Genomic DNA, 14,541 nt, shown 5'->3' with positions numbered 1-14,541 from the left:
CCCCGCACCCCTGAAGGTCTGCTGTTGTGGGCGGGAGCTGCAAGAATCCCCCAATGGACGTCGAAATTCCCGAACTCCCGTTCTCTCTCCGCACATACGGCCCCGATGGGCACTGGTCCTACGAGGACGGGGTGCTCACCGGATGGGCCGGTGCTCGGCAGGACCGGTTCGTGCCGCCCACTGACGAGGGACTGGATCCCGCTTCGGACGCGCCCAGGTTGCTGGGCGCGCCGGAGGGGGACTTTCAGCTGATAGCCCGGGTCACGGTCGGCTTCGCCGCCGGGTTCGACGCGGGCGTGCTGTATGTGCACGTGGGGGAACGGGCCTGGGCCAAGCTCTGCCTGGAGTACTCGCCGGACGTGCCCACCGTCTGCACGGTGGTCACCCGGGGGCACTCGGACGACGCCAACTCCTTCACGGTGCAGGGCAGTTCGGTGTGGCTGCGGGTGAGCCGCACCGGCCGCGCCTTCGCCTTCCACGCCTCGCGCGACGGCAAGCAGTGGACCTTCGTCCGCCTCTTCACCCTCGCGGGCGAGCAGCAGAGCGGCGCCGCCCTCATCGGCTTCATGACCCAGTCCCCGATGGGCGAGGGCTGCGTGGTCACGTACGACGAGATCGAATTCCGCCCGAACTGGCCGAAGGACCTCAGAAACGGCAGCTGAGGGCAGCTGCCGCAGCTGAGGCCGCGCCCCGCTTCTCGGGGGCGCGGGGAACGGCGCGAGAAGCCCCACCGGACCCGCACCCGAAGAACCCACCCCTCGGGGTCGAAGGGGCGGCGCCCCTGGGTGGGGGCACCTCCCGCTCGAGCGAAGCCGAGAGTGGGGGAGGGACGGGTAGGGCCGGCGGGGGCGAAACCCCGGAACCGCACCGCCCCCGCCCACGTCCTCACCGGCATGATCAAGGACCGTGTGAACCGAGTGACCGGAGCGCGCGTGATCAGGACCGCGCTCCCCGCCGAGACCCCGGCCATCACCGCACTGCACGCCCGAGCCCGCGCGACGTACTACCCGACCGGCACCCCCGACGACGGCACCGACTGGCCCGCCGCCTGGCGCCGCGCCATCGAGCGGCCGGACGGCCATGTGCTCTGCACCGTGGAGCACGGCCGGATCACCGGGATCGCCTCCTTCCGCACGGCCGACGGCGCCCCCGCCGACACCGTGTACCTCGCGCAGTTCCACGTCGACCCCGACCAGTGGCGCCGGGGCACCGGCCGTGCCCTGCACGCGGCCTGCGTGGAGGAGTGGCGGGCGGACGGCAGGCGCACGGCCGGCCTCTCCGTCCACGTGGACAACCACCGGGCCCGGGCCTTCTACGCCGCCCTGGGCTGGACCCCTGACCCCCGGCAGCCACCCACCCCCGGCGACCACCACCTTCTGCTCGCTTTCCACGTACCCGGGGAATGAGCCAGGCTGCTTGAACGTTCACCAACCGTAGAGGCGGAGGCCGTCTCCGTACCCGTACGACCTGGAGAGAGCTGACACCATGCGCGTCGAGATCTGGAGCGACATCGCCTGCCCCTGGTGCTACGTGGGCAAGGCCCGCTTCGAGAAGGCGCTCGAGGCCTTCCCGCACCGCGACGGCGTCGAGGTCGTGCACCGCTCCTTCGAGCTCGACCCGGGCCGCGCCAAGGACGACATCCAGCCGGTCCTCACCATGCTGAGCAAGAAGTACGGGATGAGCGAGGCCCAGGCCCAGGCCGGCGAGCACAACCTCCGTGCGCAGGCCGCCGCCGAGGGGCTCGCCTACCGGGCCGAGGGCCGTGACCACGGCAGCACCTTCGACATGCACCGCCTGCTCCACTTCGCCAAGGAGCAGGGACGGCAGAGCGCGCTGCTCCAGGCCTTCTACCGGGCGAACTTCGCCGAGGAGCGGTCCGTGTACGCCGACGCGGACGGCTATCTGGTCGAGTTGGCCGTCGAGGCGGGGCTGGAGGAGGGCGCGGTGCGCAAGGTGCTCGCCGATCCGGCCGCGTACGCGGACGCCGTCCGGGCCGATGAGCGGGAAGCCGCCGAGCTCGGCGCCAACGGGGTGCCCTTCTTCGTACTGGACCGGAAGTACGGGGTGTCCGGGGCTCAGCCCGCGGAGGTGTTCGAGAAGGCTCTCGCCCAGGCGTGGGGGGAGCGGCCGCCGTTGAAGCTGGTGCAGGCGGAGGGTGCGGAGGGCGCGGAGGCTTGCGGGCCGGATGGATGTGCCGTGCCTCAGTAGTTCGAGACCGTCCCGCGCCCCTGAGGGAGCTGCCGTCCAGGTCAGCCGCCATGTATAAGCGGTGCTTGGGGAAAGCGCGCGAAACATCTCCATGGACGTGGGGTCCGCGCGACCCCACAGTGGTGTCATGGAGACCTTCGAGAGCCTGGTCCGGACCGAGTTCGCCCCGAAGAACACCTACCTGAACACCGCGAGCACGGGGCTGCTGCCGGCCCGCGCGGTGGACGCGATGAAGGCCGCGGTGGAGTCCGTGGCGGCCGGGCAGCCGCAGGACATGTTCGCCGACGTGGAGGCCGCGCGGGCGGCGTTCGGGCGGATCGTCGGGGTGCCGGACCGCCGGGTGGCGGCCGGGGCCTCGGTCGCCGTCTACAGCGGGCTGATCGCCGCCTCGCTGCCCGAGGGCGCGGAGGTGCTGACCGCCGAGGCCGACTTCGCGTCCCTGGTCAACCCCTTCCATGTGCGCGACGACCTCAAGGTGCGCCAGGTGCCGCTGGAGCGCGTCGCGGAGTCGGTGCGGCCCGGCACGGCGCTCGTCGCGGTGAGCGCCGCGCAGTCCGCCGACGGCCGGGTCGCCGACCTGGGCGCGATCCGAGAGGCCGCGCGGGCACAGGGGGCGCGTACGTACGTCGACGCGTCGCAGTCCGCCGGCTGGCTGCCGATCGAGGCGGACGCCTACGACTACGTCGTCTCCGTCGCCTTCAAGTGGCTCGTCTGCCCGCGCGGAGTGACCTTCCTCGTCGTTCCGGAGGACCTCGGCGGCCTCACCCCCCTCTTCGCCGGCTGGGTCGCGGGGGAGGAGCCGTGGGGCAGCTGCTACGGCCCGGTCGAGGAACCGGCCCGCTCCGCCCGCCGGTTCGACGAGAGCCCCAGCCTGTTCTCGTACGCCGGTGCCCGCCGCTCCCTCGCGCTGATCGAGGAGCTGGGTGTGGCGAACGTACGGGATCACGACCTCGCGCTGGCCGACCGGTTCCGTGCCGGGCTCGCCGGGCTCGGCCACGAGCCGGTTCCGGCGCCCGGGTCGGCCATCGTGTCGGTGCCCGGACTGGGCCACCGCCAGGCGGAACTGAGCCGCGCGGGGGTCGAGGTCTCCGACCGCGCGGGCCATCTGCGGGCCGCCTTCCACCTGTACAACACGGGCACGGATGTCGACCGGCTCCTGGACGTCCTGTCCGGCTGACTTGACGAGACCCACTGGCGCGGACCGCGCCAGGACGCTAGGAAGGCATCACGAGGTGGTGGTGCCGGTGGAGCCGACGCTCGAACAGCCGTCCATCGATGTGGAGTTGCATCGGCGGCTGGTGTACGGGGACGAGTCCGCGCTGCGTGAGGTGTACGCGGCGTACGGGGGACTCGTCCGGCGGGTGGCCGTCCGGGTCACCCGCAGCCCGGCGGCCGCCGAGGACGTGGCGCAGGAGGTCTTCGCACAGCTGTGGAGCAGGCCGTACGGCTACGACGCGCGCCGTGGCTCGCTGCGCACCTGGCTGTCCATGGTGGCCCACCGGCGGGCCGTGGACTGGGTGCGCGGCGAGGCCCGGCACCGCAAGGACGCCCGCGCGGACGACTCGGAACTGCACGCCATCCCCGACACCGGGCCGGGCCCGGACGACGCGGTCGTCGACCGCGAGCGCTCCCTTCTGCTGCACACCGCCCTCGCCGAACTCCCGCGCCCCCAGCGGGAGGTGGTCCACCTCGCCTACTTCGCGGGCCGCACCTACCGCCAGGCCGCCGTCGAACTGGGCATACCCGAGGGCACCGCGAAGACCCGGCTGCGCTCGGCCCTGCGCAAACTGGCGGAGTCCCTGGCGGACCCACCGGACCCCGCGGCGGTGAGGGGCGCGTGATGGGGGCGCACGGGACCGTCCGGACCGCGCGGGTCCTGCGTATCGTGGACGGGGCAGGGCGAAAGGGCGGCGCGCGATGACCAACGACCACGACGGCGTACGGGAGCTGCTGGCCGCCTGGGCCGTCGGCGCGCTCCCACCCGGCGACCGGCGGGCGGTCCCCCTGCACCTGGCCGACTGCGAGTCGTGCGCGGCGGAGGCGGAACGGCTCCGCGACACCGTACGCCTGCTGGACGGCACGTTCGGGCCGGCGCCGGGGGCACGTCCCCTGTGGGGCGGTGCTCCGGGCACCGCACGGGACGGCGCCGCGGGAGCCGCACCGGAGGGAGCCGCAGGTGGTCCCTCCGACGGTGCCGGGGCCGCACCGGGCGGCGCCGTGAACGGGAGCGCCGACGGCGTCCTCGCGCTCGCCCTCCGCTCCCGCCGCCCCCGCGCCGCCGAGATCGCCCACCACGCGGCCCCCTACGCCGCAGCCGTGGCCGGACTCCAGGCGCTGGTCCCGGAGCTGGCCGGCCGCTGGGGCACCCCGGTGGTGCACGACTGGGACGCGCACGCCACCGTCGCGCACCTCGTCGCCGCCGACGAGCACCTCGCCGTACGCCTCGGCGTCGACGCGCGCCTGCCCGCGTCGCACATCCCGGAGGGGATCCCCGCCGGGGAGGCCTGGGCCCGGCGCACCGCCGACGTCATCGCCCACGAGCACGGGCGCACTCCCGCGGAGACACTCGCCACCTGGGCCGCACAGGCCGCCGCGCTGCTGGCCACCCCGGAGGCCGCCGATCCCGAACTCGCCGCCCGCGCCGTCACGGTGATGGGTCTGCGGCTGCCGGTCGCCGACCACTTCGTGATCCGCGCCTTCGAGGCCTGGATCCACACGGACGACATCGGCCGTGCCCTCGGCCTGGCCGTCCCCCCGCCCCCCGGCGAACACCTCTGGTCCCTCGTCCGCCTGGCCGTCCGGATCCTCGGGCTGGCCCTCCACGACGCGCCCCCCGTCCTCTTCGAGGTCACCGGGCCCACCGACACCAGCTGGATCCTCGGCTCCGACACCGGGCCGGTGCACGCCGAACTCACCCTGGACCCCGTCGACTTCTGCCTCCTGGTGGGCGGCCGCTACGCCCCGGACGAGGTACCGAGGGGGATCACGGGAGACGAGGGCGCCGCGAGGACCGTACTGGAGAGGGCGGCTTCACTGGCGTGGCTGTGACTGTGAGAGGGGGCGCGCCTGAGCCGTAGCCGGCCGGGACGCGCGAAAGGGGCCGGGCGGTCGCCCAGGGGTGGCGACCGTCCGGCCCCGTCAGGGGGACTGCGGGCTCACTTCACCGGCGTGAAGTCCCGTGCGCCGATGAACTCCGGCCGACGCACCGGCGCCGAGAACGGCTCGACCGCCGTGTTCTCCACGCTGTTGAAGACGATGAAGACGTTGCTGCGCGGGAACGGCGTGATGTTGTCGCCGGAGCCGTGCATGCAGTTGCAGTCGAACCAGGTCGCCGAACCGGCCTTGCCCGTGAACAGCTTGATGCCGTACTCGGAGGCCATGGCCGTCAGCGCCTCGTCGGACGGCGTGCCGGCGTCCTGCATCTGCAGCGACTTCTTGTAGTTGTCCTTCGGGGTCGCCCCCGCGCAGCCGAGGAACGTCCGGTGCGAGCCGGGCATGATCATCAGCCCGCCGTTCGTGTCGTGGTTCTCGGTCAGGGCGATCGAGACGGACACCGTCCGCATGTGGGGCAGACCGTCCTCGGCGTGCCAGGTCTCGAAGTCGGAGTGCCAGTAGAACCCGGACGCCCCGAAGCCCGGCTTCACGTTGATCCGCGACTGGTGGACGTAGACGTCCGACCCGAGGATCTGCCGGGCCCGCCCGACGACCCGCTCGTCACGCACCAGCCGCGCGAACAGCTCGCTGATCCGGTGCACCTCGAAGACCGACCGGATCTCCTGCGACTGCGGCTCGACGATCGAGCGCTCGTCGGCGCGGATCGCCGGATCGGCGACGAGCCGCTCCAGCTCCTGCCGGTAGACGGCGACCTCGTCCGGCGCGATGAGCTGCTCGACGGGGAGGAAGCCGTCGCGCTCGTAGGCCTGGAGTTCGGCGAGGGAGACCGGGCCGGGCGTGGCGGGGGAGCCCCAGACGACCGGGTCCTGACGCGGGACCGAGACCTCGGTGGCCCCGCGGCTGGGGTAGAGGTCGGGAACGGTGGTGGCAGTGTTCATCGTGGTGGTCGTGGTCATGGTGATGTCACACCTCCTCGGGCTCGGTGATCAGCGGGTAGACGCCGTTCTCGTCGTGGTCCTCCCGTCCGGTGACGGGCGGGTTGAAGACGCAGAGGCAGCGGAAGTCCTCCTTGACCCGCAGCGTGTGCCGCTCGTGGCCGTCGAGGAGGTACATGGTTCCGGGCGTGATCGTGTAACTCCGCCCGGTCTCCTGGTCGGTGAGCTCGGCCTCGCCCTCGACGCACACGACGGCCTCGACGTGGTTCGCGTACCACATCGACGTCTCCGTACCCGCGTACAGGACCGTCTCGTGGAGGGAGAAGCCGACCCGCTCCCTGGCGAGGACGATCCGCTTGCTCTCCCAGGTGCCGGACGCCGACTTCACGTGCCGGTCGGTTCCTTCGATGTCCTTGAACGAACGGACGATCACGGTGTTGCGATGCCTCCTCGATAGGTGTTTCGGATGATCCGTCGGGGCCTCAGACGGTCTCCCGCACGGCGCGGGCGAGGACGCGCAGGCCCTCGTCCAGCTCGTCGGGGGTGATGGTGAGGGCGGGCAGCAGTTTGACGACCTCGCTCTCCGGGCCGGACGTCTCGATCAGCAGCCCGAGTTCGAAGGCCCGCTGCGCGATCCGTCCCGCGCGCGCCTTCTCGTGGAACTCGATGCCCCACACCAGCCCGCGCCCCCGGTACTCCTTCACGTCCGCGAGGTTCTCCTCGGTGATCGAGATGAGCGCCTGCTCGACCTGCTCACCGCGCTCCCGGGTCTGCTTCTCCATCGCGGAGCCGTCCGCCCAGTACGTCTCCAGGGCGGCGGTGGCCGTGACGAAGGCCGGGTTGTTGCCGCGGAACGTGCCGTTGTGCTCGCCCGGCTCCCAGATGTCCAGCTCGGGCTTGAACAGGCAGAGCGACATCGGCAGCCCGTAGCCGCTGATGGACTTGGAGACGGTGACGATGTCGGGCGTGATGCCCGCCTCCTCGAACGAGAAGAAGGCGCCCGTACGACCGCAGCCCATCTGGATGTCGTCGACGATCAGCAGCATGTCCTGCCGCTCGCACAGTCCGGCGAGCGCGCGCAGCCACTCCGGGCGGGCGACGTTGATGCCGCCCTCGCCCTGGACGCTCTCGACGATCACGGCGGCGGGCTTGTTCAGTCCGGAACCCTGGTCCTCGAGCAGCCGCTCGAACCACAGGAAGTCCGGGACCTGCCCGTCGAAGTAGTTGTCGAACGGCATCGGCGTCCCGTGGACGAGCGGAATCCCCGCGCCGGCCCGCTTGAAGGCGTTGCCGGTGACGGCGAGCGACCCGAGTGACATGCCGTGGAAGGCGTTGGTGAAGGACACGATGGCCTCGCGCCCCTTCACCTTCCGGGCCAGCTTCAGCGCCGACTCCACCGCGTTGGTACCCGTCGGCCCCGGGAACATGACCTTGTACGGCAGATCGCGCGGCCGCAGCACCAGGTTCTGGAACGACTCCAGGAAGGCACGCTTGGCGGTCGTCGACATGTCGAGCCCGTGCGTGACGCCGTCCCGTTCCAGATAGTCGATCAGCGCGCGTTTGAGTACGGGGTTGTTGTGGCCGTAGTTGAGTGACCCGGCGCCGGCGAAGAAGTCCAGGTACGCGTGGCCGTCCTCGTCGAACATCCGGCTGCCCTGCGCGCGGTCGAAGACGGTGGGCCAGCCGCGGCAGTAGCTGCGCACCTCGGACTCCAGGGTCTCGAAGACGCTCAGGTCGGGCTGGGTGATGGTCACGTCGAATCGCTCCTCGATGCGTGGGGGGAGGGAAGAGGGGAGGGGGAGTGCTGGTGGGGCTCAGGGGGAGAGCGGGCCGATGCGGTGGAGCACCTCGGGCTGGTGCGGGCCGTCCGGGAAGTCATCCGCCTCGAACAGGACCGTGCGCTCGACGGTCGCGCCATGACGCTCGGCGTACGCGGCGAACAGGCGCTCGGAGGCGGTGTTGCCCGGTGTGATGGTGGTCTCGACGGTGGTCAGGGGGTGCCGTCGCGCGACCCGCGAGGTGAGCCCGTCCAGCAGCGCGGCCGCGAGCCCGAGCCCCCGGTGCGCCTCGTCGACGGCCACCTGCCACACGAGCAGGGTGTCCGGCCGCTCCGGCCGCACGTACCCGGTCACGAACCCGACCGGCTCCCCGGTCTCGTCCCGCGCCACCGCCGAGGTGTCCGCGAAGTCCCGGCACCACAGCAGATAGCTGTACGAGGAGTTCAGGTCCAGCGCTCCGGAGTCCCCGGCGATGCGCCACAGCGCAGCGCCGTCCGACACGTCCGGGCGGTCGATGCGAATCCCTTTCGCGGTTTCCGTCAGTGGTTCTGCTTGTGCGGCAGTCATGGGGCTTGAATTTACCGATGGGAATTTCGAATTGCATCGCCGCGCGGGGTTACGTATCGGTCGCCCATGTGTTATCACGCGGGCGTGAGTGACCCAGGGATACGTGGTCGATGTGATGGTGTTTGCCCGTAAATTACCGCACAAAAGGGGTGCGTTGTGGAGTCGGTCACACGCGCGTAACCCTCACGAGATCTGCTCGAATCAGCCCCGTCAGTGTTCGCGAAACCTTTGCGTTTAGGTGAGGGGATAGCGGGCAGAAGAATACGGGATTCTCTTCTGGGAATTCCACTGAATTCCTCCCGGGAAAACGGCCCGCAATTCCCTCGGCCGAGCGGTACGGCTACGTCCAGGCCGCCGCCGCACGACGGGCCCCCTCCAGGTCGACCCCCGCGCCGAACTCCGTCAGCGCCGCCCCCAGCCCCGCGAGGCAGGCGTGCACGGCCCCCGGGGTCGCGTCGGGGCCGTAGTGGTTCACGCGGACCATCTCCGAGGCGAGGGCGCCGCCGCCCGCGGCCAGCGGCAGGGCGGGGTCCGCGGCGAGCGCCTTGGCGACCAGCTCCGACGCGTCGACCCCGGCGGGCACCCGCAGGGTCGTGGCGACCGGCGCGGCGTCGGCCGCCTCGTGGACGTACGGCTCCAGGCCGCCGCCCAGCGCGAGCGCCCCCGCCCGGGTCGCCGCGGCGGCGGACGCGTGCCGGGACATCACCGCGGCCGGCCCCTCCGCCTCGATGCGCTCCAGACAGGCCTCCAGGGCGAGCATCTCCAGCTGGGCGGGAGCGTGGAGGAGGGTGCGGCGGCCCCCGTCGATCCAGCGCTCCTTCCAGTCCAGGAGGGAGAGGTACGAGCGGCGCGGGGCCCGCGGGTTGGCCGCCATCCGCGCCCACGCCCGCTCGCTCACGGAGATCGCCGACACCCCGGCCGGCCCGCCCATGGCCTTCTGCGCCCCGATGACGCAGAGGTCGACACCCCAGGCGTCGGGCAGTACCGGTTCGGCGCCGACGGAGGCGACCGCGTCCAGGTAGAGGAGGGCGCCGTGCGCGCGGACGACCTCGCCGATCTCCGCCACGGGGTTGGTGTTGCCGGTCGCCGCCTCCGCGTGGACCAGCGACACGAAGTCGATCGCCGGGTGCTCGGCGAAGGCCTCCCGGATCCGCGCGGCCGTCACCGCCGTGTGGAAGGGCACCGCCAGGTCGACGACCGTCGCCCCGCAGTCCCGCAGCCAGTTCCCGAAGGTCTGCCCGTACGGCCCGGTGATCACGTTCAGCGCGGTCGTGCCGGGCCCGGCGGCCCCGCGGATCGCGCCCTCCAGCGGCAGCAGCGCCTCGCCCTGAGTGATCACGACGTCCTGCTCGGTGGAGAGCAGCCGGGCCACCCGGTCCTCGATCGACGCGAAGCGCGCCGCGCTCAACGGGGCCAGATCCAGAAACGGGTGCGTCACGGGGTGCTCTCTTCGCTCACGGGGTAGATGGTGTCGAGGGTAGGCCGAGGCGGATCGACGTGAGTCGAGCGTCATCGGCGTCCCCGAGCACCCTGCGCCCACCGACCGAACCGACCCCCTCACTCCTCTGCCGATGACTTCTGAGGCCGAACGGCTCAGCAACCATCGGAATGGTTTGAGAGAGTCAAACATCTCCTTATAATCGGATGTCTGTGTGTCATCGTTTCATCAGTTCCCCACTGGAGGTCTCCCCGTGAACTCGGTCCTCGGACGCCGGACCCGCATCCTGGCCGCCACCACCGCGACGGCCGGGGTACTGCTCGTGGCCGGCTGTTCCTCGGACGGCGACGGAGGCGGCGGCGGCACCAAGACCGCGGCCGGCGGGGTCGAACTGGTGAAGGGCGGTCAGCTCACGACCTGCACCCACCTCCCGTACCCGCCGTTCCAGTCGGAGATCGACGGCAAGGTGCAGGGCTTCGACGTGTCGCTGATCGACCTCGTCGCCGAGGACCTGGGCGTGAAGCAGGAGATCCTCGACACCCCGTTCGAGAACTTCAAGACGGGCGCCTTCCTGAACTCCGGCGAGTGCGACCTCGCCGCGGCCGGCATGACGATCACCGACGAGCGCAAGAAGAACGTCGACTTCTCCGACCCGTACTTCGAGGCGACCCAGGCCGTCCTCGCCGCCAAGAAGACCGACATCCGCTCCTTCGCGGACCTCAAGGGCAAGAAGGTCGGCACCCAGGCGCAGACCACCGGCGAGGACTACGCGAAGAGCCAGGGCCTAGACCCGGTCTCCTTCGAGTCCTCCGACGCCGTCCTCAACGGTCTGCGCGCCGGCCAGGTCGACGCCGTCGTCATCGACTACCCGGTCGTCCAGGGCTGGCTGAAGGACGCCGAGCTCGCCGACACCTACGCGGTGGCCGAGCAGGTCAACACCGGTGAGGAGTACGGCATCACGGTGAAGAAGGGCAACACCAAGCTGCTCGCCGCCATCAACAAGGCGCTGGCGGACGCGAAGTCCGACGGCACGTACAAGAAGCTGTACGAGCAGTGGATCGGCCCGTACGACGAGGACGCCGCCTCCGCCTCCCCGTCCGCCTCATGAGCGTGACCGACCCGGACACACCGCTCCAGCCGAGGCGGAAGGGCCTGAGCCGGAGCCGCAGGCGCGCCCTCTCCCAGGGCGCGCAGTACGCGCTGTTCGGCGCGGCCGTCGTCGCCTTCGCGGTGTCGGCCGACTGGGCCCGGCTGAAGAACCAGTTCGCCCAGTGGGACATCGCCGAGGAGATGTTCCCGGACGTCATCACGCTGGCGCTGAAGAACACCGTGCTGTACACGCTGTCCGGGTTCGTGTTCGGACTCGTCCTCGGCATGGTCATCGCGCTGATGCGGCTGTCGTCGGTGGGCCCGTACCGCTGGTTCGCCGGCGTGTACATCGAGATCTTCCGGGGCCTGCCCGCCCTGCTGATCTTCATCTTCATCGGCGTCGCCGTGCCGCTCGCCTTCCCCGGCACGGAGATCCCCGGCGGCACGTACGGCAAGGTGGCCCTCGCGCTCGGCCTGGTGGCCGCCGCGTACATGGCGGAGACGATCCGGGCCGGCATCCAGGCGGTCCCCAAGGGACAGATGGAGGCGGCACGTTCGCTGGGCTTCTCACCCGCGCGCGCGATGATCTCGATCATCATTCCGCAGGCGTTCCGGATCATCCTCCCGCCGCTCACCAACGAACTGGTCCTCCTGTTCAAGGACTCCTCGCTCGTCCTGTTCCTCGGCGTCACGCTGGAGGAGCGCGAACTGTCCAAGTACGGCCGCGACCTGGCCAGCACGACCGCCAACTCCACGCCGATCCTGGTCGCCGGCCTGTGCTACCTGCTGGTGACCATCCCGCTCGGCTTCGTCGTACGCCGTATGGAGGCGAAGGCCCAGGAGGCCGTGAAATGACCGAGAAGACCCTGGGCGAGAAGTCCCTCGGCGGGCGCCCGGAGATCGAAGTACGCGGCCTGCACAAGTCGTTCGGCGCCAACGAGGTGCTGAAGGGCATCGACCTGGAGATCCGGCGGGGCGAGGTGGTCTGCGTCATCGGCCCGTCGGGCTCCGGCAAGTCGACGCTCCTGCGCTGTGTGAACCTCCTGGAGGAGCCGACGAAGGGCCAGGTCTTCGTCGGCGGCACCGAGCTGACCGACCCGGACGTCGACATCGACGCCGTACGCCGCCGGATCGGCATGGTCTTCCAGCAGTTCAACCTCTTCCCCCACCTCACGGTGACCGAGAACCTCACGCTGCCGCAGCGCCGGGTCCTGAAGCGGGACAAGGCGCGGGCGGCGCGGGTGGCCGCCGAGAACCTGGAACGCGTGGGCCTGTCGGAGAAGGCGGACGCCTACCCCGCCTCCCTCTCCGGCGGCCAGCAGCAACGTGTGGCCATCGCCCGCTCGCTGTCGATGGGCCCCGAGGTCATGCTCTTCGACGAGCCGACGTCGGCGCTGGACCCGGAACTGGTCGGCGACGTCCTGGCGGTCATGCGCATGCTGGCGAACGAGGGCATGACCATGATGGTGGTGACCCACGAGATGACCTTCGCCCGCGAGGTCGCCGACCGTGTCGTCTTCATGGACGACGGCGTCGTCGTCGAGGACGGCGCCCCGGCCCAGGTCATCGGCAGCCCCCGGCACGAGCGCACCCGTCACTTCCTGTCCCGCCTCCTGGACCCGGCGATGGCGGACGTGGAGGAGGAGACGTCGGACCAGGTGGGCAAGGCCGAGCAGCCGGACGGCTAGTGCCGCGGCAGGCGACGTCCGCCCCGTCGCAGACGTTGCCTTCCGCGGCACTAGGGTGCGGTCCATGAGCGATGAGCCGGTGCTGCATGTGAAGGGCCGGGTCCTGGCCGGACCCGAGGACGTCCGCGACGAACTGTGGGTGGTGGACGGCCGTATCTCCTACGACCGTCCCGCCGCCGCCCGCGACATCCGCACGGTCGAGGGCTGGGCGCTGCCCGGCCTGGTCGACGCGCACTGTCACGTCGGCCTGGGCACGCACGGCCCGGTCGACGTCGACGTGGCGGAGAAACAGGCGCTGACCGACCGCGACGCGGGCACGCTGCTGATCCGTGACGCGGGCTCCCCCTCCGACACCCGCTGGATCGACGACCGCGACGACCTCCCGAACATCATCCGCGCCGGCCGCCACATCGCCCGCACCCGCCGCTACATCCGCGACTTCGCCCATGAGATCGAGCCGGAGGAACTCGTCGCGTACGTCGCCCAGGAGGCCCGGCGCGGCGACGGCTGGGTGAAGCTGGTGGGGGACTGGATCGACCGCGGTGTCGGAGACCTGACCGCGTGCTGGCCCCGGGAGGCCGTCGAGGCGGCCATCGCGGAGGCCCATGTGCTGGGCGCCCGGGTGACCGCCCACTGCTTCGCGGAGGACTCCCTGCGCGACCTCGTCGAGGCGGGCATCGACTGCGTCGAGCACGCGACGGGGCTGACCGATGACCTGATCCCGCTCTTCGCCGCGCGCGGGGTCGCCATCGTCCCCACACTCGTCAACATCGCCACGTTCCCGTCCATGGCGGCCGGCGGCGATGCCAAGTTCCCGCGCTGGTCCGCGCACATGCGCCGCCTCCACGAACGCCGCTACGACACCGTCCGCAACGCCTACGACGCCGGAATCCCCGTCTACGTCGGCACCGACGCCGGCAGCTCCCTCCCGCACGGCCTGGTCGCCGCCGAGGTCGCGGAACTGGTCACCGCCGGAATCCCACCCGTCGAGGTCCTCGCGGCGACCACCTGGGGCGCCCGCGAGTGGCTGGGCCGCCCCGGCCTGACCGAGGGCGCCCCCGCCGACCTGGTGGTGTACGAACGGGACCCCCGCACCGATGTACGCGTGCTGGGGGTCCCGCTGCGGGTGGTGCTGAACGGGCGGGTCGTGGGCTAGGTCAGGCGAACGGGTCGGCATTCTCGACGAGGTCCACCAGCGGGGCCTTGTCGAGACGTTCGCCGTTCAGGTGGCCTTGGACCCAGCGGACGCATCGCGGTCTGTCTCCCGTGTCCGTGCGGCAGAACTCCTCGACCGCCGCCCGCACTTGCGGGACGGGCAGAGTGCTGCACGGATCATGGAACAGTGGGTAACCGGGATCCGACACGACCCGAGGGTCGAAGTCCGGCGGCTGGGGATTGTCGGACACCCAGACGGACTCGTGGATGCCGCCCTTCCTGGGACTGTCCTCGGTGACTCCCCAGACCAGGCCTCCGTACCCGGTCGACCTGTTGACGGCGACGCGCAGGTAGTTGTCTCCCACCGGACGACTGTCGTCGTGCCGTTCCTCGGACAGACTGAACCATGCGTCCTGGCCCGGGTTGTACCACTGACCCGTCCGGCCCTCCGATTCCAGGTTCTCCAGCACCTCAGTGATGAGGCGGGCCTTCTCCTCCCAGGTCTCGGCGTGGTGCCAGGCACGGCCGTACGAAACGTTCAGAATCACGGTGGCTCGACTCCCCGGTGG

The 14,541-nt window shown here is 71.1% G+C and carries 16 protein-coding genes; 10 read left to right on the top strand and 6 right to left on the bottom strand.

Features of this window, described 5'->3' with window-relative positions:
- Positions 1–53 precede the first annotated feature (53 nt).
- The 6 genes from OG202_RS12120 to OG202_RS12095 all read left to right on the top strand — a co-directional run bounded on the left by OG202_RS12120 (position 54) and on the right by OG202_RS12095 (position 5,256).
- Entirely contained in the window at positions 54–662 is a 609-nt protein-coding gene (locus OG202_RS12120; RefSeq protein WP_328222724.1) for a DUF1349 domain-containing protein, read from the top strand.
- Positions 663–893: 231 nt separating this feature from the next.
- Positions 894–1,406: a GNAT family N-acetyltransferase gene (locus tag OG202_RS12115; RefSeq protein WP_328222723.1), complete on the top strand. Its 513-nt coding sequence runs from the start codon at positions 894–896 to the stop codon at positions 1,404–1,406.
- A gap of 79 nt (positions 1,407–1,485) precedes the next feature.
- A complete protein-coding gene (locus OG202_RS12110; protein WP_328222721.1) occupies positions 1,486–2,208 on the top strand; it encodes a DsbA family oxidoreductase in 723 nt (240 codons plus the stop codon).
- Between the two features lie 127 nt (positions 2,209–2,335).
- Entirely contained in the window at positions 2,336–3,385 is a 1,050-nt protein-coding gene (locus OG202_RS12105; RefSeq protein ID WP_328222719.1) for an aminotransferase class V-fold PLP-dependent enzyme, read from the top strand.
- Between the two features lie 55 nt (positions 3,386–3,440).
- Positions 3,441–4,049: an RNA polymerase sigma factor gene (locus tag OG202_RS12100; RefSeq protein WP_326583706.1), complete on the top strand. Its 609-nt coding sequence runs from the start codon at positions 3,441–3,443 to the stop codon at positions 4,047–4,049.
- Positions 4,050–4,125: 76 nt separating this feature from the next.
- On the top strand, positions 4,126–5,256 hold the full coding sequence (locus OG202_RS12095) for a maleylpyruvate isomerase family mycothiol-dependent enzyme (RefSeq protein ID WP_326583707.1): 1,131 nt from the start codon (positions 4,126–4,128) through the stop codon (positions 5,254–5,256).
- Between the two features lie 107 nt (positions 5,257–5,363).
- On the opposite strand, the gene thpD is transcribed toward OG202_RS12095, so the two are convergent.
- The 5 genes from thpD to OG202_RS12070 form a co-directional block, all read right to left on the bottom strand.
- A complete protein-coding gene (gene thpD / locus OG202_RS12090) occupies positions 5,364–6,278 on the bottom strand; it encodes an ectoine hydroxylase (RefSeq protein WP_326583708.1) in 915 nt (304 codons plus the stop codon).
- Between the two features lie 7 nt (positions 6,279–6,285).
- Complete coding sequence (locus OG202_RS12085; protein ID WP_326583709.1) at positions 6,286–6,690, bottom strand: ectoine synthase; 405 nt, start codon at positions 6,688–6,690, stop codon at positions 6,286–6,288.
- Between the two features lie 49 nt (positions 6,691–6,739).
- Positions 6,740–8,011, bottom strand: a complete 1,272-nt coding sequence (gene ectB / locus OG202_RS12080) for a diaminobutyrate--2-oxoglutarate transaminase (protein WP_328222717.1) — start codon at positions 8,009–8,011, stop codon at positions 6,740–6,742.
- A 60-nt stretch (positions 8,012–8,071) separates the two neighbouring features.
- Positions 8,072–8,602, bottom strand: a complete 531-nt coding sequence (gene ectA, locus OG202_RS12075; protein ID WP_326583711.1) for a diaminobutyrate acetyltransferase — start codon at positions 8,600–8,602, stop codon at positions 8,072–8,074.
- Between the two features lie 340 nt (positions 8,603–8,942).
- Positions 8,943–10,040, bottom strand: coding sequence for a pyridoxal-phosphate-dependent aminotransferase family protein (locus OG202_RS12070; RefSeq protein ID WP_328222715.1), 1,098 nt, complete (start codon positions 10,038–10,040; stop codon positions 8,943–8,945).
- A gap of 253 nt (positions 10,041–10,293) precedes the next feature.
- Here OG202_RS12070 and OG202_RS12065 point away from each other — a divergent pair, with 253 nt between their 5' ends.
- The 4 genes from OG202_RS12065 to OG202_RS12050 all read left to right on the top strand — a co-directional run bounded on the left by OG202_RS12065 (position 10,294) and on the right by OG202_RS12050 (position 13,973).
- Positions 10,294–11,148, top strand: coding sequence for a transporter substrate-binding domain-containing protein (locus OG202_RS12065; protein ID WP_327730333.1), 855 nt, complete (start codon positions 10,294–10,296; stop codon positions 11,146–11,148).
- Positions 11,149–11,150: 2 nt separating this feature from the next.
- Positions 11,151–11,984, top strand: a complete 834-nt coding sequence (locus tag OG202_RS12060) for an amino acid ABC transporter permease (RefSeq protein ID WP_328224669.1) — start codon at positions 11,151–11,153, stop codon at positions 11,982–11,984.
- Positions 11,981–12,817 (top strand): amino acid ABC transporter ATP-binding protein, encoded by an 837-nt coding sequence (locus OG202_RS12055; protein WP_328222713.1) that lies wholly within the window; start codon positions 11,981–11,983, stop codon positions 12,815–12,817. Before OG202_RS12060 ends, OG202_RS12055 begins: the two co-directional genes overlap by 4 nt.
- A gap of 64 nt (positions 12,818–12,881) precedes the next feature.
- Positions 12,882–13,973 (top strand): amidohydrolase family protein, encoded by a 1,092-nt coding sequence (locus OG202_RS12050; RefSeq protein ID WP_328222711.1) that lies wholly within the window; start codon positions 12,882–12,884, stop codon positions 13,971–13,973.
- Position 13,974: 1 nt separating this feature from the next.
- On the opposite strand, the gene OG202_RS12045 is transcribed toward OG202_RS12050, so the two are convergent.
- Positions 13,975–14,520, bottom strand: coding sequence for an Imm1 family immunity protein (locus OG202_RS12045; RefSeq protein WP_326583716.1), 546 nt, complete (start codon positions 14,518–14,520; stop codon positions 13,975–13,977).
- Positions 14,521–14,541: the final 21 nt, after the last annotated feature.

This window comes from Streptomyces sp. NBC_00310 (genome assembly GCF_036208085.1).
In the GTDB taxonomy this organism is placed as follows: Bacteria; Actinomycetota; Actinomycetes; order Streptomycetales; family Streptomycetaceae; genus Streptomyces.
Note: the sequence above shows the minus strand (reverse complement) of the source record. Positions and strands in the feature narration are given on the sequence as shown.